This window comes from Pseudomonas wuhanensis (assembly GCF_030687395.1).
Taxonomy (GTDB): domain Bacteria; phylum Pseudomonadota; class Gammaproteobacteria; order Pseudomonadales; family Pseudomonadaceae; genus Aquipseudomonas; species Aquipseudomonas wuhanensis.
The window spans coordinates 6371340-6393723 of sequence record NZ_CP117430.1 but is presented as its reverse complement, the minus strand read 5'-3'; the positions used below and the strand labels follow the sequence as shown (position 1 = coordinate 6393723).

Annotated in this window: 22 protein-coding genes; 20 read left to right on the top strand and 2 right to left on the bottom strand. The window is 61.1% G+C overall.

Annotated features, from left to right (window positions below):
- Nucleotides 1–125 precede the first annotated feature (125 nt).
- From PSH88_RS29465 to pgaD, 14 genes are all read left to right on the top strand, one after another.
- The gene (locus tag PSH88_RS29465) at nucleotides 126–593 is read left to right on the top strand and encodes an aminoacyl-tRNA deacylase (RefSeq protein WP_305424266.1); all 468 of its coding nucleotides are present in this window, start codon (nucleotides 126–128) and stop codon (nucleotides 591–593) included.
- 106 nt (nucleotides 594–699) lie between these two features.
- Entirely contained in the window at nucleotides 700–945 is a 246-nt protein-coding gene (locus tag PSH88_RS29460) for a DUF2789 domain-containing protein (RefSeq protein ID WP_008068578.1), read from the top strand.
- A gap of 90 nt (nucleotides 946–1035) precedes the next feature.
- Complete coding sequence (locus tag PSH88_RS29455) at nucleotides 1036–1281, top strand: type II toxin-antitoxin system Phd/YefM family antitoxin (RefSeq protein ID WP_305424265.1); 246 nt, start codon at nucleotides 1036–1038, stop codon at nucleotides 1279–1281.
- Between the two features lie 127 nt (nucleotides 1282–1408).
- Nucleotides 1409–1837, top strand: coding sequence for a MarR family winged helix-turn-helix transcriptional regulator (locus PSH88_RS29450; RefSeq protein ID WP_305427073.1), 429 nt, complete (start codon nucleotides 1409–1411; stop codon nucleotides 1835–1837).
- A complete protein-coding gene (locus PSH88_RS29445) occupies nucleotides 1834–3906 on the top strand; it encodes an FUSC family protein (protein ID WP_305424264.1) in 2073 nt (690 codons plus the stop codon). Before PSH88_RS29450 ends, PSH88_RS29445 begins: the two co-directional genes overlap by 4 nt.
- Entirely contained in the window at nucleotides 3903–4112 is a 210-nt protein-coding gene (locus PSH88_RS29440) for a DUF1656 domain-containing protein (RefSeq protein WP_018929385.1), read from the top strand. Before PSH88_RS29445 ends, PSH88_RS29440 begins: the two co-directional genes overlap by 4 nt.
- The gene (locus PSH88_RS29435) at nucleotides 4109–4996 is read left to right on the top strand and encodes an efflux RND transporter periplasmic adaptor subunit (protein ID WP_305424263.1); all 888 of its coding nucleotides are present in this window, start codon (nucleotides 4109–4111) and stop codon (nucleotides 4994–4996) included. The genes PSH88_RS29440 and PSH88_RS29435 overlap by 4 nt, the downstream gene beginning before the upstream one ends.
- Nucleotides 4993–6441, top strand: coding sequence for an efflux transporter outer membrane subunit (locus tag PSH88_RS29430; protein WP_305424262.1), 1449 nt, complete (start codon nucleotides 4993–4995; stop codon nucleotides 6439–6441). Before PSH88_RS29435 ends, PSH88_RS29430 begins: the two co-directional genes overlap by 4 nt.
- A gap of 81 nt (nucleotides 6442–6522) precedes the next feature.
- Nucleotides 6523–7158, top strand: coding sequence for an NADH:ubiquinone oxidoreductase subunit N (locus PSH88_RS29425; RefSeq protein ID WP_305424261.1), 636 nt, complete (start codon nucleotides 6523–6525; stop codon nucleotides 7156–7158).
- Between the two features lie 282 nt (nucleotides 7159–7440).
- Nucleotides 7441–8952 (top strand): YdgA family protein, encoded by a 1512-nt coding sequence (locus PSH88_RS29420; RefSeq protein ID WP_305424260.1) that lies wholly within the window; start codon nucleotides 7441–7443, stop codon nucleotides 8950–8952.
- Between the two features lie 414 nt (nucleotides 8953–9366).
- Nucleotides 9367–11847 carry a poly-beta-1,6 N-acetyl-D-glucosamine export porin PgaA gene (pgaA, locus tag PSH88_RS29415; protein WP_305424259.1) on the top strand — a complete coding sequence of 827 codons (2481 nt, stop codon included), beginning with the start codon at nucleotides 9367–9369 and terminating at the stop codon, nucleotides 11845–11847.
- Nucleotides 11848–11859: 12 nt separating this feature from the next.
- Nucleotides 11860–13857, top strand: a complete 1998-nt coding sequence (gene pgaB, locus PSH88_RS29410; protein ID WP_305424258.1) for a poly-beta-1,6-N-acetyl-D-glucosamine N-deacetylase PgaB — start codon at nucleotides 11860–11862, stop codon at nucleotides 13855–13857.
- 1 nt (nucleotide 13858) lies between these two features.
- Complete coding sequence (gene pgaC / locus PSH88_RS29405) at nucleotides 13859–15214, top strand: poly-beta-1,6-N-acetyl-D-glucosamine synthase (RefSeq protein WP_305424257.1); 1356 nt, start codon at nucleotides 13859–13861, stop codon at nucleotides 15212–15214.
- The gene (pgaD, locus tag PSH88_RS29400; protein WP_305424256.1) at nucleotides 15211–15738 is read left to right on the top strand and encodes a poly-beta-1,6-N-acetyl-D-glucosamine biosynthesis protein PgaD; all 528 of its coding nucleotides are present in this window, start codon (nucleotides 15211–15213) and stop codon (nucleotides 15736–15738) included. Before pgaC ends, pgaD begins: the two co-directional genes overlap by 4 nt.
- 45 nt (nucleotides 15739–15783) lie before the next feature.
- Here the strand turns inward: pgaD and PSH88_RS29395 are convergent, their stop codons facing one another.
- Entirely contained in the window at nucleotides 15784–17313 is a 1530-nt protein-coding gene (locus PSH88_RS29395; protein WP_305424255.1) for an FAD-dependent oxidoreductase, read from the bottom strand.
- Between the two features lie 139 nt (nucleotides 17314–17452).
- Here PSH88_RS29395 and PSH88_RS29390 point away from each other — a divergent pair, with 139 nt between their 5' ends.
- The 6 genes from PSH88_RS29390 to PSH88_RS29365 all read left to right on the top strand — a co-directional run bounded on the left by PSH88_RS29390 (nucleotide 17453) and on the right by PSH88_RS29365 (nucleotide 21513).
- On the top strand, nucleotides 17453–18013 hold the full coding sequence (locus PSH88_RS29390) for a YbhB/YbcL family Raf kinase inhibitor-like protein (protein WP_305424254.1): 561 nt from the start codon (nucleotides 17453–17455) through the stop codon (nucleotides 18011–18013).
- An 87-nt stretch (nucleotides 18014–18100) separates the two neighbouring features.
- On the top strand, nucleotides 18101–19822 hold the full coding sequence (locus PSH88_RS29385; RefSeq protein WP_305424253.1) for a vWA domain-containing protein: 1722 nt from the start codon (nucleotides 18101–18103) through the stop codon (nucleotides 19820–19822).
- 8 nt (nucleotides 19823–19830) lie between these two features.
- On the top strand, nucleotides 19831–20412 hold the full coding sequence (locus PSH88_RS29380; RefSeq protein WP_305424252.1) for an RNA polymerase sigma factor: 582 nt from the start codon (nucleotides 19831–19833) through the stop codon (nucleotides 20410–20412).
- Nucleotides 20409–21008: a hypothetical protein gene (locus PSH88_RS29375; protein WP_305424251.1), complete on the top strand. Its 600-nt coding sequence runs from the start codon at nucleotides 20409–20411 to the stop codon at nucleotides 21006–21008. Before PSH88_RS29380 ends, PSH88_RS29375 begins: the two co-directional genes overlap by 4 nt.
- A gap of 20 nt (nucleotides 21009–21028) precedes the next feature.
- Complete coding sequence (locus PSH88_RS29370) at nucleotides 21029–21298, top strand: hypothetical protein (RefSeq protein ID WP_258671894.1); 270 nt, start codon at nucleotides 21029–21031, stop codon at nucleotides 21296–21298.
- Entirely contained in the window at nucleotides 21295–21513 is a 219-nt protein-coding gene (locus PSH88_RS29365; RefSeq protein WP_305424250.1) for a hypothetical protein, read from the top strand. The genes PSH88_RS29370 and PSH88_RS29365 overlap by 4 nt, the downstream gene beginning before the upstream one ends.
- A 63-nt stretch (nucleotides 21514–21576) precedes the next feature.
- Here PSH88_RS29365 and PSH88_RS29360 read toward each other — a convergent pair whose 3' ends face one another.
- On the bottom strand, nucleotides 21577–21870 hold the full coding sequence (locus PSH88_RS29360) for a DUF3077 domain-containing protein (protein WP_305424249.1): 294 nt from the start codon (nucleotides 21868–21870) through the stop codon (nucleotides 21577–21579).
- Nucleotides 21871–22384: the final 514 nt, after the last annotated feature.

Here is a 22384-nt window from a genome sequence, read left to right as displayed (position 1 = left end):
CCAGCTGTCGACCGCGCCCGACGGGCGGATTTCCCTCCAGATTCCACCAGCGGGCCTAGACTTTTAATGGAGAGAAAATTCCAACCATCGCCCGCCTTGCGTTGTGGCGGACACCGAGGTGCATCATGCGTATGGCAAGAACCGTGCAGAACAGCCTGGAAAAGGCGCACTGCGAATATGACATCGTTTCCCATCCGCACTCGGCCAGCAGCCTTGAAACGGCGCGGCTCGCGGGCATTCCCGCTGAACGGGTGGCCAAATCGGTGATCCTCGACGATCGCCACGGGCATTACCTGATGGCCGTGCTGCCCGCCAGTCGTCATCTGGACCTGAGCAAAGTACGTGGCAGCAGCGAATGGCAAGTCACTCGTGAAAGCAATCTGCCGCGCCTGTTCGACGATTGCGAACGCGGCGCCGTGCCTGCACTGGGCGAGTCCTATGGAATGGACATGGTCATCGACCCACTGCTGACCCGGCAGCAAGACATCTACCTCGAAGCCGGCAACCACAACAACCTGGTACACATGAGCGTACCGGAATACTTGAAAATGGTGCCGCATGCCGAGGTCTGCGAGTTGAGTCAGTCGGCATAGCATCGACATAACCACCGTCATCGCGGGCAAGCCTCGTTCCTGTAGGAGCGAGGCTTGCCCGCGAATGGCCGCGCCGCTGTTGCCCAATCAAACAAAGGAGCCCGACATGGAATCCCCTACCCACAGCCTCCCATCTCTCTTCAAACAACTCGGCCTGCCTGATGACGCCGAAAGCATCGATAAATTCATCGCCACCCATTCACCGCTCAAACCCGAACTGCACCTGGCGGACGCGTTCTTCTGGAGCGAGAGCCAGGCAGAGCTGCTGCGTGAGGAAATTCTGGATGACGCGGATTGGGCGGAGGTGGTGGATCAGCTGGATGTGCTGCTGAGGAAGGGGCGGGGGGTGTAAATGAAAAACCTCGTCACAGGTTTCTTCTGGGTCTTATTAACTTGCTTGAAGTAGCTTCCATGGCGACAAATCCCAAGATGAGACTGACTCATGCAGTATGTTTTGGCCGAAAGAATCATCAGCATCTCCGCGTTTGCTAAAAACATCGGTGCTGTCTTGCGGGATACACAAGCCGGGCCAGTTGCGGTGGTGGATAACAATCGAATCAGGACGTATCTGGTTTCGGCAGATCTCTATGAAGCGATGCTGGACCGTCTGGATGATTTCGCCCTTGCACCTCTCATCCGCGCTCGCAATCAGGAAACTGGCGAACCAATCAGTCTTGAGGATCTGTGAAAACTCATTTGCCAGCATGAGAATTGTTTCAAAACTTGACCAGCTTTCCCCTCCAATGCCATATTGATAGTTAGCAAACTAACAGTGTGTGCATCCCCTCGTGCCAAAGAACCTCGCCGCTCTCCAGATGAACATCAGCAGCTCCATGGTGGTGGCCGCCCGGCATTGGCGGAAGATCTGCCAGACCACGCTGGTCAACTATGGAATCTCCGAAGCCTGCGCCGTGCCGTTGTTGATGATCGGGCGTTTGGGCGAGGGTGTGCGGCAGGTGACGGTCGCGCAGGCGGCGGGGATGGAGAGTCCTTCTCTGGTGCGTTTGCTGGATCAGCTGTGCCATGCCGGTTACGTTTGCCGTACCGAAGACGCCCATGACCGCCGCGCCAAATGCCTGAGTCTGACCGAGACCGGTCGCGAGCTGGTGCAGGCAGTCGAAATCGAGTTGGTGCGTTTGCGTCATGAAGTACTTGAAGGGATCGCCCCGAGTGATCTGGAAGCGGCGCTGCGGGTACTGAAAGCTTTCGAAGCGGCCAACCATCCAGCGGTGGCCCACCCGTGAGCGGATTTTTCACCGGCGTGCCCCCGGTGCGCGACTGGTTCTACGGTGTACGCACGTTCGCGGCATCGATGATTGCGCTGTACATCGCCATGCTCATGCAAATGCCCCGCCCGTACTGGGCGATGGCCACGGTGTACATCGTTTCCAGCCCGTTCGTCGGCCCTACCAGCTCCAAGGCGTTGTACCGCGCCGTTGGTACTTTGCTCGGTGCGGCGGCGGCGGTTTTTTTCGTGCCGATGTTTGTGCAGAGCCCCTATGTGCTGGTGGTGGTCATCGCGCTGTGGACCGGGATTTTACTGTTCCTGTCCCTGCACCTGCGCACTGCCAACAGCTACGCCTTGATGCTTGCCGGTTACACCTTGCCGCTGATCGCCCTGCCGGTGGTGGATAACCCGCTGGCGGTATGGGACGTAGCCGAAGCGCGCACCGAAGAAATCTTCCTCGGCATCGCTGTTGCGGCGGTGGTCGGCGCCATGTTCTGGCCACGGCGACTGGCGCCGGTGTTCAACGATTCGGTGAATAAATGGTTCGCCGATGCCTCGACCTACAGCCTGCGCTTTCTCAGCCGCAACGTGCAGCCGGACGAAGTCAGCGCCCTGCGTTCATCGATGGTGGCGAACTTCAACAGTCTGGAATTGATGATCGGTCAGCTGCCTCATGAAGGAGCGCGCCCGCAGACAGTGCGTAATACCAAGGAACTGCGCGGGCGAATGATCCATCTGCTGCCGGTGATCGACGCCCTCGACGATGCGCTCTATGCCCTCGAGCGGCGCACGCCGGAGCTTGTGGATAAGTTCGCGCCACTGCTGACCGCGACCGCCGAATGGCTCGACCACAAAGACGCGGACCTCGACCGTTGGCAGGCCCTGAAAAACCAGCTCGAAGTGCTGCAACCGAGTGCCGAGTCGCTGGACGATCGCAAGCAGTTGCTGTTTTCCAACGCGCTGTATCGCCTCGGCGAATGGATCGATGTGTGGCAAGACTGCCGCAGCCTGCAACACGCCATCCAGTGCGAGAGCCAGGACAGTTGGCGCGCGGTGTATCGGCACTGGCGCCTTGGTCGGCTGTCGCCGTTTCTCGACCGTGGCTTGATGCTCTATTCGGCCGCATCCACGGTCACCGCCATCATCGTCGCCTCGGTGCTGTGGATTCTGCTCGGCTGGACCGACGGCGGTAGCGCGGTGATCCTGGCGGCGGTGGCGTGCAGTTTTTTTGCTTCGATGGACGACCCGGCGCCGCAGATCTACCGGTTCTTTTTCTGGACCGCGATGTCGGTGCTGTTCGCCAGCCTTTATCTGTTTCTGATCCTGCCGAACCTGCATGACTTCCCGATGCTGGTGCTGGCCTTCGCCATCCCGTTCATTTGCGTTGGCACCCTGACGGTGCAGCCGCGTTTCTATCTGGGCATGCTGCTGACCATCGTCAACACGTCGTCTTTCATCAGCATTCAGGGTGCCTACGACGCGGACTTCCTCAGCTTCGCCAACTCCAATCTGGCCGGACCCATGGGCTTGCTGTTCGCGTTCGTCTGGACCCTGATCGCCCGGCCATTCGGCGCGGAACTGGCGGCCAAGCGCCTGACCCGTTTCAGCTGGCGCGACATCGTCGGCCTGACCGAGCCGGCCACGCTGGCCGAACACCGGCACATGGGGGTGCAGATGCTCGATCGCCTGATGCAGCATTTGCCACGCCTGGCCATGACCGGCCAGGACACCGGCATCGCGCTGCGGGAAGTGCGCGTGGCGCTGAACCTGCTGGACCTGCTCGCCTATTCGCCGCGAGTGTCTGGTGCGCCGCAAACGTTGCTGCGGCAGGTGGTGGCCGAAGTCGGTCAGTACTTCAAGGCCTGTCTCAAGGCTGACGAACGTCTGCCGGCGCCAAGCCCGTTGCTGATGACCCTTGATCGCACCCGTCGCGCCCTCGGCGGCCAAAGTGATGACGAAACCCGTCTGCACCTGCTGCACGCCTTGAGCGGCCTGCGTCTGGCGCTGTTGCCGGGCGTCGAGTTTGTCGGCACGGGCGAACTCGAAGAACCGCTTCCCCATGGCATCGATGGAGCGCCTTTATGATCGGTGATCTGGATATCAGCGGGGTGTTCCTGCCCACGCTGCTGGTGCTGATGGGCATTACCTACGTGTTGTTCCTGTTGGTGCACGGGGTGCTGACGCGCCTGCACTTTTACCGTCTGGTCTGGCACCGGGCATTGTTCAACGTGGCTCTCTACGCTGTGCTGCTCGGCGCCGTGGACTCACTCAGTCGATACCTGATGACATGAAAAAACCTTTTTTGACCCTCGGCCGCGTGGTCCTGACGCTGTTGATCGTGACCTTCGCCGTTGTCGTGGTCTGGCGCATGGTCATGTATTACATGTTCGCGCCCTGGACCCGGGACGGCCACATCCGCGCCGACATCGTGCAGATTGCTCCGGATGTATCCGGCCTGATCCAGCAAGTAGAGGTGCGCGACAACCAATGGGTGAAACGCGGCCAGGTGCTGTTCAGCATCGATCAGGACCGTTTCAAACTGGCACTGCGCCAGGCAAAAGCGGCCGTCGCCGACCGCCAGGAAACCCTGGCCCAGGCCCAGCGCGAGGCCAAGCGTAACCGGGGCCTGGGCAATCTGGTCCCGGCCGAGCAACTGGAAGAGAGCCAATCCCGTGTTGCCCGCGCCGAAGTGGCGTTGATGGAGGCGCAGGTGACGGTGGACAGCGCTCAACTCAACCTCGACCGCTCGGTGATCCGCAGCCCGGTGGATGGCTACGTCAACGACCGGGCGCCGCGCTCCCAGGAGTTCGTCACCGCCGGACGGCCGGTGTTGTCGGTGGTGGACAGCAACTCGTTCCACATCGACGGTTATTTCGAAGAAACCAAACTGGACGGCATTCATGTCGGCCAGAGCGTCGATATTCGGGTCGTCGGCGACCGCGCTCGGCTGCGCGGGCATGTGGAAAGCATTGTCGCCGGCATCGAAGACCGCGACCGCAGCAGCGGCAGCAACCTGTTGCCCAACGTCAATCCGGCGTTCAGCTGGGTGCGGCTGGCGCAGCGGATTCCAGTGCGAATCGCTTTCGACGAGGTGCCAGCGGACTTCCGCATGATTGCCGGCCGCACGGCCACGGTGTCGATCATCGACGATCAATCCGGGGAGCCAGCGAAATGAGCAGGGCCTGGGGTTTGGCAGTGGCCGGGTTAGGGCTGCTGCTGTCGGCCTGTCAGGTGGTCGGGCCGGATTATCACTTGCCGGTCGAGGCCGCCGTGCACCGTGAAGACTTTCAGGGCGAGCTGGCGGTGAACGGCAAGAATGTCGTCTCGGCACCGGTGCCCAGCGATTGGTGGCGGTTGTATCAGGACCCGCGTCTGGACCAATTGGTGCAGCAGGCCATGGCCTCCAACACCGATCTGCGGGTGGCGGCGGCGAATCTTTCGCGGGCTCGCGCTCAGGTCGACGAAGCGCAGGCGGCGGGTGGTTGGAGCGGCGGCGTGAAAGTCGGCGCCCAGCGTCTGCAGGAGTCCGGCGAGGCGTTCTTGCTGGCGGATAAAGTGCCGGTGGCCAACGTCGGCGATATCGGTATCACCACGTCCTATCAGTTCGACCTGTTCGGCACGTTGCAACGCGGCATCGAAGCGGCCAAAGCCAATGCCGATGCGACTCAGGCGGCAGCGGACACCGCGCGCATCACCCTGGTGGCCGATGTGGTGCGGGCATACACCCAAGTCTGCGCGGCCAACGAAGAGCGGGAGATCGCTCAGCATTCCCTCGATCTGCAGGCCCAGAGCACCACGCTGACCCAGCGCTTGCGCGATGCCGGGCGCGGTGATGAAACCCAGGTCACCCGTTCGCAAACCCAATTCAAATCCTTGCGCGCCGAATTGCCACGTTATGAAGCCGCACGTCAGGTCGGATTGTTCCGCTTGTCGATGCTGCTGGCCAAACCGGTCGAGCAATTGCCTGCGGGCACCAGTGACTGCGCCGAGCTGCCGAAAATTGCGCAATTGTTACCGGTAGGTGACGGCGCCACGCTGCTCAAGCGTCGACCCGACGTGCGGCAGGCCGAGCGCAGATTGGCGGCCGCGACCGCCGGGATTGGCATTGCAACCGGCGAGTTGTACCCGGACATCAGCATTGGCGCGAGCGTTGGCACCGTCGGGATACTGGAAAACCTCGGCAAACCGGCGACCAATCGCTGGGGCTTCGGCCCGTTGCTGAGCTGGACCGTGCCGTCCAACGGCTCCCGCGCGCGAATCCGTGAGGCCGAGGCCGCGACCCAAGGCGCGCTGGCGCATTTCGATGGCGTGGTGCTCAACGCCATCCGCGAAACTCAGACCGGCCTGGCGCAATATTCCGCGCAGCTTCAACGCCGCGATGCGTTGGCAGACGCCGAGCAATCGGCACAACGGGCGGCAGACCAGACCCACCGCTTCTTTCAGGCCGGTCGCGAGTCGTTTTTGGCGGACCTGCAAGCCACCCGCACCTACACCGACGTACGGGCGCAACTGGCCTCGGCCAACACCCAAGTCGCGATGAGCCAGATCGATTTGTTCCTTGCTTTGGGCGGCGGCTGGGAAAGCGGACGAACGCAAGGGTCACAACCCGGCAAACCCTGAGGCCGTTGCTATGCTTTGATTTGATGGGGGCGCGCGGCGAACCCGTCGATCAAGGCTTGCGTTGGTCATGGGGATCTAATAATGAAAAACCCTTACGCTCCCGGCTTTTGGTGCGCCATTGCGGCATTGGTTTTGCTGTCGGCCACCTATTTCTACGGCATCATGCTGGCCCACCAGCTCGACACGGCGCTGATATTCCTCGACAGCGCGGCGGCGTTGATCGCCGTGATGGCTATCGTGGTGGTCGCGTGGGCTTCGCTTCAGAACCAGCGCATCAAGAAACGACAACTCGAACAAGGCAAGACCCTGGTGCTGATCTGGGACACCAAGGTGGCTTTGCGTCGCGTCGAAACGGTGTTCGACCGGTATTTCTGGGGCAGTTACTGGCAACCGGGGCGCACGTTCCAGGAGGTGATGGGCGAACTCACCGGTACACCGCTGGAAAAAAGCCTCGAAACCTTGAAAAAACAATGCCTGGCGCTGGACAAGCAAGTGGCCGACGAGGGCTGGCACTGGCTCAACAATGCGCGAGAGCTGTCCGATGTCGCCAACGCCATGGCCCGCGAACGCTATCAGCTGGATTTCTGCGACCCGCGCGCGGAAGTGACCGGCGGGGCGGTGATCAATCGGGATTTTGAAGTGCTGGTGTATACGTGGACGGCACGGCTGAAAAGCTTCGATCATCAGCTTGATGAAATTGAAGTGCAGTATTCGTGAATTGAGGTTGGCTGGACTGACGCCATCGCGGGCAAGCCCGCTCCCACAGGTTCAGCGCGATCCTTGTGGGAGCGGGCTTGCCCGCGATGGCAATCTTACAGCCGCCGAAACTCTCGCTTCTTCTGCGCGGTCCATAGACACTCTTTCACCTTTAATCATTGGGCCGCCTTGCGGCGCAAATGCTAATCTCCATCCCACTTTTCGCACAGTCGTGACCGCAACCTGTCATGGGTTCAGGGAAGACGACCACACTTTCAACAACGGACATTGAACGGGTACTTCATGAATAAATCAGCAGGCGTGCTTCTAGGAATTGTCGTGGCCATCGGTGCAATCAGCGCTGGCGGTGCGTGGTACACCGGCAGCAAACTCGATGGGGTGCTGAACACCTCGATCGCCGACGCCAACAAAGAGCTGCAAGCCGCTCTGGCTGGTTCCAACGGCACGGCGTCGCTGGAGCTGGTGTCGCTGGACCGCCATGTGTTCAGCAGCACCGCGCACTACCGCCTCAAGGGCGAGGGCGAGATGTTTGGTGAAGCGCCGGTCGAGTTGCTGTTCGTCGACCGTATCGAACACGGCCCGCTGCCGTTCTCGCGCCTGGTGTCGCTGAAGTGGTTGCCGGTCCTGGCCACCAGTCACTACGAGCTGGAAAAGACCCCGCTGACCGAGAAATGGTTCGCCGCCGCCAAGAACAATTCCCCGGTCAAAGGCGTGGTCAACATCGGCTACGACAATTCCACCAAGGGCACCCTCGAATTTCTGCCGCTGGAAACAGCGCTGGATGACAAATCCAATCTGACCTTCTCCGGTATGAAACTCGATGTAGCCGCCAGTGCCCAGGCGCAAAAGGTCAAGGCAGACGGTTACATGGACAGCCTGAAACTGACCACCGTGGCCGAAGATCAGACCCCGGTGCAGGTCGAGCTCAACGGCTTGACCGTGGCCAGTAACCTGAACAAAAGCACGTACGGCTATTACACCGGCGAAAACACCGTCGAGCTGACCAACAGCAAGACCACCTTCGGCGCCAAGCAGTCGGTACTCGGCGTCAAGAACTTTGAAATGAAGAACAAGACCGAGGAATCGGGCACCAATGCTTCGGGGCGTGCCGATTACAAGGTCGGTGAAGTGTCTTTGAACGGCAAGGTTGTCGGTTCTGCGCAGATGGCCATGAGCCTGAAAAACCTCGACATTCCGTCAACGATGTCGCTGATGCAGATCTACCAGACCAAACTGCAACCGTACGAGAAGGCCGCCGCTGAAGCTGCTGCCGCCGGTCTGCCGGTGCCGGAGCTGAAGCTGACGCCGGCCGAAGAGGCACAGGTCAAGACCGGCCTGGAGAAACTGCTGGCCGCCGGCCCGCAGGTGGCCCTGGAAAACCTGTCGTTCAACACCAGCAACGGCGAAAGCCGCGCCAACCTGGTGCTGGACCTGACCAAACCGCAGTCCATGGACCTGCCGCCAGACCAGTTGGTCAAGCAGTTGATCGCCCTGCTGGACTTCAACCTGTTGGTGTCCAAGCCGATGCTGGTTGACGTGCTCACCGTGCAGTCGCAAATCGACGGCCAGACCGACGCCAAACTAATCGCCGATCAGGCGAGCGCAACTGCCGACATGTTCAGCAGCATGGCGGTGGGCACGCAACTGGCGAAACTGGACGGTAACAATGTCGTCACCAAGCTGCACTACGCCAACAATCAGGTGGACTTCAACGGCCAGAAAATGACCCTCGAGGAATTTGTCGGCTTCGTGATGAGCAAACTCGGCGGCACGGGCGACGTCACCCTCCAGTAAAACCGCAGGCTTCAGCGCAACGCCCGGCCTCTGCAACATGCAGACGCCGGGCGTTTTGCTGTCTGGGGGTTTCGAAACGGGGAGAGGGGGGAGGAGGTTCCAATGCCCGTCAATCAAGGCACGGAACCTGTGGGAGCGGGCTTGCCCGCGATAGCGATCTATCAGCCACATCTTTATCGACTGACGCGACCTCATCGCGGGCAAGCCCGCTCCCACAGGTTCCGCACCCGGCGGATCGGCATTGGAGAAGGCCCGAGCGTCACGAATCTGAACAATTATTGTGTTCTGAAGAGTCGACTACGCCTGCATGCAAAACTGCGTCGATAAAGCTTGGCTGGGTCTTTCGACCCGGCTTTCCGCTACGAATGGGCAAGGGACATTGCGACCCGGCTGGCCATGTAAGGATGCTGACGAATGCCGTGTTTTGCTGGTCCCTTTATTCATCGTGGTTTGCGCCCCTTGTTTCGCGTTGCGCTGTGCGGCCAGTTGCTGTGGCCGATGCAGGCGCTCGCCGACACCCCCTACGACCAAATGGTTCGTGATGCACGGGCCGGCAACTACACGCCTGCGCTGACTGTGTTGCGCCAGGTACCGGTAAACCAGGCCACCACCGGCCAGATCAGCGATCACTTGCAGATCGCCAGCTGGGCGGGTCTGGACGCCGAAGTGGCCCAGGTCTATGAAACCCAGGGGCACAATCGGGCGCTGCCGGTTCAGGCCCTGACCGCCACCGCACGTGCCTATCGCAACCTCAAGCGTTGGGACTCGGCGACCCAGGTGTACAACAAGGCCCTGACCCTTGCACCGCAAAATCCCGACCTTCAACTGGGCCTGGCAATGACCCAGGCCGACGCCGGTAAACCTGACGAGGCCGTTGCCCGCACCAGGGCGCTGGTGGCGGCGCAACCGGAGGATCCTTCCCGCCGCCTGGCCCTGGCCTACGCTTTGACCCGCGCCGGCGCCACCTACGACGCGTTGTTTGAATACGACCAGGCTTTCATTCGCGCCGGCAGCAAGCCCGACGTCGCTCGGGAATACGTGATTGCCCTGCAACGCGCCCGCCTGCCGGAACCGGCCTTGCGCCTGGCGCGTCAGCGGTCGGGGTTGCTGGATCCGGTCACGCTGCGACGCCTTGAAGGTGACCTGGCCGCAGAGCGCGTGCGCCTGGCCGAACTGGCCACTCGCAGCGAAAAAGAACGTTATATGATCGCCGATCGGGCGCTGGCCGATTACGACCAGTTGCTGTCGACCTGGACGCCGGATCCTCAGGCCCACGATGACGTCATCCGCTGGCGAATCGATCGCATGGGCGCCCTCAAGGCCCGTGCGCGCACCGCCGATGTGATCGCCGAATACCAGAAGCTGCTCGCCGAAGGCGTGAAGATTCCGACCTACGCCCTGCGTTGGGTGGCGTCTTCCTATCTGGACCAGCGTCAGCCAGAAATCGCCACCGATTTGTATCGTCAGGTGCTGGTGGCACCGGATGCCGATGTCGGCGACCGCCTGGAAGACAGCACCGCGCTCTATTACGCCTTGCTCGAAAGCGATAAGGCCGATGAAGCGCGTCAGGTCGCTGAAGACCTGGCCAAGACCCAGAAGCCACGGGTCGAACTCAAGGGCTTGCCGGTGGGCAATCCCAACGATGAATGGATGGACGCGCAGCAACTCGCCGCCCAGGCCGGCACCTATGGCGCTGATCTGCCATCGGGCGAGCAGCGTTTGCAGGTGCTGGTGAATCAGGCCTCGGGCAACCTTGGCCTGCGTCTGGCCCAGGCCGATCTGTACCTGGCCCGGGACTGGCCACGGCGCGCCGAAAATCAGCTCAAGGAAACCGAGAGTATGGTGCCACGGGACATCGGCCTGGAAATTGCGCAAGGCCACACCGCCATGGACCTGCAGGAATGGCGGCAGATGGATGCGCTGACCGACGATGTGGTCGCGCGTTTCCCCGACAACCGTCAGGTCCAGCGTTTGCAGCGCCAGCGTGCGGTCCATGACATGGCCGAGCTGCGGGTGGAGGCCTATGGCGGCAAGAGTTATGGCGGGGGCAACGGCGATGCTGGGGCGGTCAACGGCAGTCGCGATTTCGGCATCGAAACCACGCTGTACAGCCCGCCCATCGATGAAGACTGGCGTCTGTTCGCCGGTGCCGGTTACGCCACCGGCGACTTCCAGGAAGGCACCGGCCACCACCGTTTTCAGCGCGTCGGGCTTGAACGTCGGAGCCGCGACATGACCCTGGAAGCGGAAGTCTCCAACCACTCCTATGGCTTCGGTGACAAACAGGGTGCGCGCCTGGCGATTGCCCGAGATATCGACGATCACTGGCAGTACGGCGGCAGCCTCGAATACCTGTCGGCGCAAACGCCGTTGCGGGCCTTGAACAGCGACATCACCGCCAACGGCGGCAGCGGTTTCATCCGTTGGCGCGCCAATGAGAGCCGCGAGTGGAGGCTGGCGGTCAGCCCCTCGCACTTCAGTGACGGCAACAACCGTGTCGAAGCCTTGCTCACCGGTCGCGAGGGTGTTTACCGCGCGCCGGCCTTGCAGGTCGACCTGGGCCTGGAGGTCGGCACCAGCCATAACTCCAAGTCCGACGATGTGCCGTACTTCAACCCCAAATCCGATTTCAGCGTGCTGCCGACGGTGAACGTCAACCACGTGCTCTACCGCCGCTATGAAACCTCCTGGAGCCAACAGTTCCAGGCCGGTGCGGGCACCTATAGCCAGCGCGATCACGGGACCGGCGTCGTCGGCCTGCTGGGTTACGGCCAGCGCTACAGCTGGAACGACGTATTCGAGGTGGGCGGCCTGCTGAGCGTGATCAACCGGCCTTATGACGGCGACCGCGAAACCGATCTGCGCCTGCTCGTCGACCTTACTTACCGCTTCTAGAAGAGTTTGAAGATGCCTTTTATTTCGCGTTTCATCCTTCTGCTGGGAGCGCTGTTGATCAGCGCCTGCGCCCAGCAAGCCCCGGCCTTCGCACCGCCGTCCGAACGCCCGGTGTCGGCCAATGAAAAGCCGTGGCCGAAAAACCATGTACTCGGGATCTCTTACCACGATGTCGAAGACCGTGACCCCGATCAGGCGGTAGTGGCCGTGCGCACCGAGCGCCTGCTCGAGCAACTGGCCTGGCTGCGGGAGAACAACTACAAACCGGTCACCGTCGACCAGATCATGGCTGCTCGCAACGGTGGCCCCGAACTGCCGCCACGGGCGATCATGCTGAGTTTCGATGACGGTTATTCGAGCTTCTATACCCGCGTGTTGCCAGTGCTGCGTGCCTATAACTGGCATGCCTTGCTGGCGCCGGTCGGGGTGTGGATCGATACACCGCTGAACCAGCCGGTGGATTTCGCCGGTACACCGCGCAAGCGGTCGGACTTCCTGACCTGGGAACAGATCCGCGAAATTTCCCGATCCGGCCTGGTGGAAATCGCCGCCCATACCGACGCCAGCCACAAAGGCGTGTTGGCCAACCCGCAAGGCAACCTGCAACCGGCGGCCGCCACTCGGCGTTATGACGCCGCTACCGGGCGCTATGAAACCGAAGCCCAATTCCAGGCCCGGATGCGTGCCGACGTGGCGGCCATCTCGGAGAAGATCCGCAAGGTCACCGGTTACAAACCGCGGGTCTGGGTCTGGCCTTATGGCGCGGCGGACGGCACCTCGCTGCAAGTGGTCAACGAGCAGGGTTATCAGCTGGCCCTGACCCTGGAAGACGGCCTCGATGCTCTCGACAACCTGATGAGCAGCCCGCGCTTTCTGGTGGCCTCGGACCCGGATGGCGAACACTTCGCCAACAGCATCGTCTCGGTACAGACCGAATCGCCGATGCGCGTGGTGCATGTGGACCTGGACAACGTCTACGACGCGGACCCGGCCCAACAGGAAATCAACCTCGGCAAACTGATCCAGCGCATGGCCGACATGGGCGCCAACACCGTATTCCTGCAAGCCTTCGCCGACCCAGTGGGCGATGGCCTGGTGCATTCGCTGTACTTCCCCAACCGTCACCTGCCGGTGCGCGCCGACCTTTTCGACCGCGTGGCCTGGCAGTTGCGTACTCGGGCTAACGTCAAGGTCTTCGCGTGGATGCCGGTGCTGAGTTTTGCCCTGGACTCGAAGTTGCCACGGGTCACTCGCTGGGACCCGAAAACCGGTACCACGTCGATCGATCCGGATCAGTACAAACGCTTGTCGCCATTCGACCCGAACGTGCGGCGCATCATCGGTGAAATCTACGAAGACATAGCACGCCTGACCTCGATCGACGGCGTCCTCTATCACGATGACGCGGTGCTGTCGGACTTCGAAGACGCCGGGCCTGAAGCCCTGAAGGTCTATGCCGCCAACGGTCTGCCCGGTTCGATTGCCACCCTGCGTGACGATCCAGCCATGCTGCAACGCTGGACGCGATTCAAGAGCCGCTACCTGATTGATTTCACTCACGAGCTGACCGCCAAGGTCCGCGCCATTCGCGGCCCGCAAGTGAAAACGGCGCGTAATATTTTCGCCGAGCCAATGCTCAACCCCGAGAGCGAAGCCTGGTTCGCGCAGAACCTCGACGACTTCCTGGGGGCCTACGACTGGACAGCGCCGATGGCCATGCCGCTCATGGAAAAACAGAGCCTCCAGCAATCCGGCCCTTGGCTCGAAACGCTGGTGGCGACGGTGAAATCGCGCCCCGGCGCACTCGACCGCACGGTGTTCGAATTGCAGGCCCGTGACTGGACGAAAAAAGCCGACGCCGACATCGACGGCGAACAGTTGGCTGACTGGATGGGCCGCCTCAAGCGTCAGGGCGCCACCAGTTTCGGCTACTACCCGGACGACTTCCTCGAGAACCAGCCGGACCTGAAAGCCGTGCGGCCCGCGCTCTCCAACAAGTGGAATCCATAACATGCTGGACAGACTTTTAGCCCTGCTGGTTCTGGCGATCGTCCTTGGGGTTCCCCTTGGGCTGATCTTTCTGCTCACCGGGCAATTCCTGATGGACTTCGTGTTCTTCTATCCACTGTTCATGTCGGGACTGTGGATCGCCGGTGGCCTGTATTTCTGGCTGCACTGGGAGCGGCACTGGCCGTGGCAGGACGACACTTTGCCGCCACCGCTGGCCGGCGAACCGCTGATCTCAATCCTGATCCCTTGCTACAACGAAGGCGACAACGCGGCCGATACCATCCATGCGGCGCTGGCCCAGCATTACCCGAACATCGAAGTGATCGCGATCAACGACGGCTCCAAGGACAACACCGCCGCGGTGCTCGATGCACTGGCGGCGCAGGATCCGCGTCTGCGGGTGCTGCACCTGGCAGAGAACCAGGGCAAGGCCGTGGCCCTGCGCATGGGCGCCATTGCGGCGCGCAGCGAGTATCTGGTGTGCATCGACGGTGACGCGCTGCTGGCGCCGAACACCGCGGCGTATCTGGTGGCGCCGATGCTCGACAATGCGCGACTGGGCGCGGTGACCGGCAACCCACGAATCCGCACCCGTTCGACCTTGATCGGCCGCGTGCAGGTCGGCGAGTTCTCGTCGATCATCGGCCTGATCAAGCGCACCCAGCGGGTGTTCGGGCGGATCTTTACCGTCTCCGGGGTGATCGTCGCCTTCCGCCGCACGGCTCTGAACCGGGTCGGCTACTGGAGCCCCGACATGATCACCGAAGACATCGACATCAGTTGGAAGCTGCAACTGGATCACTGGAGCATTTTCTACGAGCCCCGCGCGTTGTGCTGGATCCTTATGCCGGAAACCCTCGGTGGTCTGTGGAAGCAGCGCCTGCGCTGGGCCCAGGGCGGCGCCGAGGTGCTGTTCAAGAATATCCGTGGCATCTGGCAATACCGCCATCGTTACCTGTGGCCGCTGCTGTTCGAGTACTGCCTGTCTACCGGTTGGGCGTTCACCTTTCTGCTGTCGGTGATTTTCTGGGGCATCGGCAAATTCGTCGAAATGCCGCCAGCCATTGCCGTCGATCACCTCATGCCACCGGCGTTTACCGGGCTGCTATTGGCAGTGGTTTGCCTGGTGCAATTCGCGGTCAGCATCCTGATCGACCGCCGCTATGAAAAGGGCCTCGGCAAGACCATGTTCTGGGTGGTCTGGTATCCGCTGGTGTTCTGGTTCATCAGTCTGTTCACCACCCTGGTCAGCTTTCCCAAAGTATTGTTCGGCCAACATCAGAAGCGCGCACGCTGGGTCAGCCCGGACCGGGGCATCAAGCCGCTGAACGACGATGAAGAGGAAGTCTTCCTATGAGAATCATCAGAACCCGGCAGCGGCCCTTTCTGATCGTGATCGATGTTTTCTTCACCGTATTGGCCTGGATCGGGCTGCTGTATTTGCTGATGCGTGGTCTGTGGCCGTTGATCGATACCCATGACGGCCCGCGCATCGATGCATCGCTTTTCGACGCCCTCGGCACGTTGCAGATTTACCTGTGGGTGGCACTGTTCAACGCGGTGATCCTGATCGGCTGGGCGCGTTATCAACAGCGCAAAAGCAAAAGCTTTGCCCAGCGCCGTTTACCGGCGCCGGTGGTGGACGATCAAGGGCTGAGCAAAAGCTTCAAGCTGACCGGCGATCGGCTGGAGAAGCTACGAACGCCGGGCTCGATGACCATTCATAACAATCAGGATGGCGATGTCAGCCATGTCGTTACGCACTTCTTCCCAGTCGACCCGGCTGACCTACCGCCGCCTTTGGCGCCACTGGAGCATCCGCTGGTGATCCGTCTGTCGGCCGAAGATGACGACAATCGAGAGCCGCTGAGCCACGTCTGAGCTTGCGGCAGCTCCGGGGGGATGCGGAGGATTGGAAGAGGTCGGTTAGCCAACGTCCCGAATCAGGCGCCAGGCCTCATCCACTGACAGCGGTTGTTTCATGCGTTCGGCGAGCATTGCCATGGCTCGCTCCTGATCGCAGGCAACGGCCGCCGCCACCACGCCGTTCTTGCCGAACAGGCCGATAAACGGTGGATGGTCAGGATCGCCTTTGAACTCGACCTCGTCCCAGGCTTCGGCGTGTCCGAGGTAGTCGTAGTTTTTGCCGAAGTGCCAGGTCCAGAAATACGGTACGTCGAGGTAGCGCTCGTCACCGCCGAGCATATTCGTCGCCGCAATTCGCGCCTGTTGCTGGGCCAGGCGCCAGTGTTCGATCCGTTGGGGCTGGCCGTTGAGCGGGAAGGTCGCGATGTCGCCGACGGCCCAGAGCCCGTCGGTCACGCGCATTCCACCGTCGACCTTCAATGACTGATCTTTTTCCTTCGGCAGATCGGTAAACGGGGTGGTCGCCGGGGTGACGCCAATGCCGACCAGCACCAGATCCGCCGGCAAGCGCTGACCGTTGTCCAGCAGCACCGCTTCGACTTTGTCTGTGCCTTCGATCTGCGCGGCTTCGCCATCGGTATGAAACACCACGCCGTTGGCCTCGTGCAGGGCACGAATTGCCTTGCCGACGGTATCGCCGAATTGCGCCGCGAAAGGGATGGCATGGCGGGTCAGGACGGTGACGTCCAGGCCGTACTGGCGCAGGGATGAAGCGGATTCCAGACCAATGAAGCTGCCACCGACAATCACTGCCCGTTGACCGGGTTTCGCGGCAGTCAGAATCTGCTGCGCCTGCGCCATTGAGCGCAGCACGAATACCTGCGGCAGATCGGCACCGGGCAGCGCCAAGGACTTGGGGATGCCGCCAGTGGCGATTACGGCGGCGTCATAGCTCAGCGATTGGCCATCGGCCAGGCGCAGCGTCCGGTTGACTGCATCCAGGCCCATCACATCGCTGTTTATCCGTTCAATGCGTTGTTCGCTGTAAAAGCTTTCATCCCGCAGCGGCGGGACTTCGTCCGGCGGCATCTCCCCGGCAATCACGAATTTGCTCAAAACGGTACGGTCGTAACCAGCCTCGGGTTCACGGTCGATCAGCAGCACCCGGCCGCCGAAACCTTTCTCCCTCAGCGCCGCCGCGCAGGCCGTACCCGCTGCACCGGCACCGATGATCACAAAGCTTCGCTTATCGTCCGCCGGCGGCGTGCTGGGGGTGGGCATCGGCTGATCGTCGACCCAAACCTCATCGTCGCGGATTTCGAGTGGATAGCGCCGCAGACTGTCCAGGGACGGTGGCTCGCACAACGCGCCGTCTTCAAGCCGATAAGCCGCCTTGTGCCACGGGCAGATCAGCCGTCCTTCGCACAGCGCACCCTTGGCCAAGGGCGCCCCGGCGTGGGGACATTTGCCCTGATAGGCGCGCAATTGATCGCCGACCCGCAGCAAGACTATTTTCATCTTGTCGATCCGGACCTCAAGGCCACGGTCAAGGGGCACATCGGCGAAACGGGCGACGCGGTGCAGTGCCATGATCGATCTCCAGACAGGTGTTTCACTTAGGAGTTTGGCGCTTATTCCGAGGTTCAGCCAATTGCCGCTGCCACCGCACGAACGGTCCGGCTATAGTTTGCGAGCCGACGACGGCCCCACCCGCACAAGGTGCTCCGGTATGACCCGATTGACCTCTTTGAACCCTTGGCTGGCGGCCGTTGCAGTCGCCTTTTGCGTGCAGTTTCCGGCGCAGGCCCAGGAGCGTTTCACCCTCAGCATTCCCGGTGTTTCGGACAATCGGCTGTTCACGTCGGCGCAGGCCAGCGATGCCAGCGGCTGCGGCGGCAAGAACCAGTCCCCGGCCCTGAGCTGGAACGCTGGCCCTCCTGGCACCCTCAGCTACGCCATCGTCATGCATGATCCGGATGGCCAGAAAGGCCAGGGTGTCGATCACTGGATTCATTACGGGATCAAGGCCGCGACGCGTCAGATCCCGGCCGGCGTCGGCGCCAAATCCGCCCTCGAAGGCGTGGGCGGCAGCAACAGCAAAGGCACCACCGGCTACATCGGCCCGTGCCCGCCCATCGGCGACAGCTCCCATCACTACATCATCCAGCTCTACGCCCTGGACCTGGCGCCAGACGCCTTGCCCGCCGGCCTGACCCGCGCGCAGCTGCTGGAACAGATCAAAGGCCATGTGCTGAAAAACAGCAGCGTGGTGCGGCGTTATCACCGCTGAAGATTTTTTCCGGTGAGTTAACCCGAACCCGGCGGGCTGTCCGTCTCAGAGGATGAATGAGTCAATTTCCTCCTGAGGTCAGCCCCCATGTCCCTCCCTCTGCATTTTCTCCGCCCGGCCGCCCAGGGTTTCGCCGCCGGGTTGCTGCTGGCCGTTGCCGGTTGCGGCGCTTCATCCACGCCAGACTCGGCAGTGGTGGCGCCGCCGGCTCAAAGTGAACCGAAAACAGAAGCGCTGGTGCGTCGCGAAGCCGTCATGGCTGACTCTGCGATGGCCAAGCACAGCGCGCGACCGGCGCCGTTGGTCTCTTTTGCGCCTACGCCGGCCGGCGAGGCTTATCCACAGGGCTACCGGGATGAACAGCGGGAGCAATATCAGACGCTGGCCGATAACCCGATTCACAGCGTGACCGAGGCGCCGGTGTCGACCTTCAGTGCCGATGTCGACACCGGCGCTTACGCCAACGTCCGGCGCTTGCTCAATCAGGGGCGCTTACCTCCCGAAGGGGCGGTGCGGCTGGAAGAAATGGTCAATTACTTCCCCTACGATTACGCCTTGCCCACCGACGGCTCGCCATTCGGCGTGACCACCGAGCTGGCGCCGTCACCCTGGAACCCGCATACACGATTGTTGCGTATCGGCATAAAGGCGTCTGATCGCGCGGTGGCGGAACTGGCCCCGGCGAACCTGGTGTTTCTGGTGGACGTGTCCGGCTCCATGGACCGTCGCGAAGGCTTGCCCTTGGTCAAAAGCACCCTGAAATTGCTGGTCGATCAACTGCGCGAGCAGGACCGGGTTTCGCTGGTGGTCTACGCCGGACAATCTCGCGTGGTGCTGGAGCCGACCTCCGGACGGGAAAAAGCGAAAATTCGTACCGCCATCGATCAATTGACCGCAGGCGGCTCGACCGCCGGCGCGTCGGGTATCGAACTGGCTTATCAAATGGCCCAACAGGCGTTTATCCCCAAAGGCATCAACCGCATCCTGCTGGCCACCGACGGTGACTTCAACGTCGGCATCAGCGACTTCGACAGCCTCAAGCAAATGGCTGTGGATAAACGCAAGACCGGCGTGTCCCTGACCACCTTGGGTTTTGGTGTGGATAACTACAATGAACACCTGATGGAACAACTGGCCGATGCCGGTGATGGCAACTACGCCTACATCGACAACCTGCGCGAGGCGCGCAAAGTGCTGGTGGATCAACTCGGCTCAACCCTCGCAGTAGTAGCGAAAAACGTGAAGCTGCAGGTGGAGTTCAATCCGGCTCAGGTCAGTGAATATCGGCTGTTGGGTTATGAGAATCGTGCCTTGAAGCGTGAGGATTTCAGCAACGACAAAGTCGACGCCGGAGAAATCGGCGCAGGGCATACGGTGACGGCGTTGTATGAAATTGTGCCCAACGGCGAGAAGGGCTGGCTGGAGCCGTTGCGCTATGGCAAATCTGCGGCCGATGTTTCCGCAAAAAACGGGGAATTGGCGATGCTGCGGGTGCGATATCAGTCGCCGGAAGGTGGGAGCAGTCGCTTGATCGAACGGCCAATCCTGAAGGATGAGGCCGGAAAACTCTCGGCCGCCAGTGATGATCTGCGCTTTGCCGCCGCCGTTGCAGCTTTCTCCCAACAGCTCAAGGACGGACGTTACACCGGTGTTTTCAGCCTGAAAGACACCGAAGCCCTGGCCCGTGGCGCACGGGGCGATGATCAGTTCGGCCTGCGCGGTGAATTCGTGCAATTGGTGGAGTTGGCGCAGAGCCTGCGAACCTCGACCGCCTCCAATCAGCAGCCCAATGACAACCGGATAGAGTGAAAGCTGACATGTCCGATCCTGCAATCAGCTCAACCGCCGGCAGCGATGAATCGCTGCTGGCGCGTTATCGCTCTGGCGAGGGGGCAGCGTTCGAAGTTTTGTATGCCCGCCACCGCCAGGGCCTGTATCGATTCCTCCTCGGCCTCAGCGGCAAACCCGAACTGGCCGAAGAGGTGTATCAGGAAACCTGGCTGAGCCTGATCCGCAGCACCAGTCAGCCACAAGGCCGGGCGAATTTTCGTACCTGGCTCTACCAGATTGCCCGCAACCGACTGATCGATCACTGGCGTAAACACGGCATCCAAAACCCCTTGCACGACAGCTATGACGAGCAATCACACGCCGTCATCGATGACGCCGCCGACCCCGAACAACTGCTGAGCCTGAGCCGCGACGGTCAACGCCTCGAAGCCGCTCTGCAAACCCTGCCCGCCGACCAGCGCGAAGTGTTCCTGCTGCGCGCCCACGGCGACCTCGACCTGCCGCAAATCGCCACCCTCACCGAAACCCCGCTGGAAACCGTCAAAAGTCGCTTGCGCTACGCCCAGCAAAAACTGCGTCGGCTGCTGGCCGAGGAGGTACTGACATGACTGACGCCAAACAAACACCGCCATCGCCCGACGAAGAAGTGCTCAAGCACTTCCGCGACCACAGCAGCGGCGAACCACCGGCCCATCTCGACGCCTTCATCCTCGCCACCGCGCACCGAGAAGCTCCCGCGCGGAAGCCAAACCTGTGGCAACGCTGGCTCCGCGCCTGCCAACAACCCCGCTGGCAAGTGGCTTTCGCCAGTCTCGTTGGCGTGGCGTTGATGCTGGCGCTGGTGCAACGCACGCCCGAGCAATTGCCGAGTTACGACTTCGTGCCTGCGCCGAAAGCCTCCGTACCGCTCGCCAAACCGGAAGCCGCCGCGCGCTCCCAGGCTGCGCCCGCACCGGCTGCGCCGATGGCGGATTTTGCTGCACCTATGCAACGTGAATCGATCAACAGCGAAATGGCCGACGAAGCCAAACTCAGCAAACGCGCCGCCGCGCCGGTTAAGTCACTGGATGATCAATTACGCGAGGTGATACGCCTGCAAGACGCCGGACAAACCCAAGCCGCCGAGGCACTGATGACGACATTGCACAAGCGCTTTCCCAAGGAAAACCTTGCGGCCCGACTCAAGGAATTGCAGAAAAAATGAGCTGAACAGCGGTCGCCGATTTGGCAACAACACCCGAAAGCGCGCACTATCAGCCCATAGCCGATGCGTTGGAGGATGCCGTGGCACAAAAAATCGACCGCATCGCCCAAATGCTCAACTGCCCGGTGAAGGGTGAGGAATTAAGGCGAGCAGTGACTGAGAGTCGCAAGGAGTTTCTTCTGGCGAAGCAGGCAGAAGAGGGTCTTGAGGAAGACGTTCTTGATGATGAGTTGATCGAGGACGAAGAAGACGATGATGAATACGACGAGTTTGATTGGACGACAGAATGAAGAAAACGCTCTGGCGGCCCGTTGCCGTTCTCAACCACAACCATCCTGTTGCTCACCCCTTGCCGCACGCGGCTTATCAGCAACGAGTCGCAGAAATACGTGAGTCTATAGGCGTCAGCCGTAATGACCCACGTCCGGCTATTCCTGCCGAAATCCTATTTGCCGAGCTTGATGCACTCATTGATGAGGTTGAAGCGGAGCGTAACCGCCGATGAAAACACTCACCCAAAAATTGCAGGCCCCGAAAAATCGGGGCGCATTTCAAGGGTGAGTTGCCGCTATTTTACGGTTTGTGGCGTCGCCGTCTGCGGAGGTTGCGTCAGAACTTTCACCACATCATCAACCACCGCTTTACCCATCGCCGTCAAATAGTGCGCGGCCCAGGCATAGCGGTCGGTGTCTTTTGCATAGGCTGCATCCTCAGCAAACGACTTGGCCAGGAACAACAGGTCGGACGCCTGTGCCAATGCTTTACTAATAGGCACCCCAGCGCTGACATGAAACAGCGGATCGTCTGCACTGTAGAGGCAGGGCGTGAAGCCGATGGTTTTTGCTTCTGAGTATTCAGTCATTTGCCACCTCCAATGACGGAGGTGCGGTGGGGGCGCGATTCGAAGTCGGGGTGAGGGATAAGCCTAATTTCGTACGGATTTACATTGCGCATGGTCTAGCTCCTTGACGAGGAACTGCCACTTTTTCGTTACCAAGCGAATGGGTGGCAGCTGTGCGCAGGTTGGTAAACCGGGAGTCAAGGAATCCGGCACGCCCGAAGACGTCCCACGTACAGCCGCCATAACTCAAAATTGCGGGCGTAAACAAACGCCTGCAATTCTCAATGGGGGCGCTGTTGCGCTTAACTCTCGGGTTACCAAGCCCGGTCGCTGAATTGGCAGCGACGGCGGAAGGGTATCGTGCAGGCTGATCTCCTGCAACCGTCGAAAGTCGTAAGGATTTTCTGCTGAATCGGTCGGAAGAAGATGACGTCGATGATCCCAAGGCTAATCGCAAAGTTCGCTAAGTACCCGGCTGGGTATTATCGTCATTTGACGGTCATTTGATTGAACAAGGCGCTGGCAGCAGACAGCA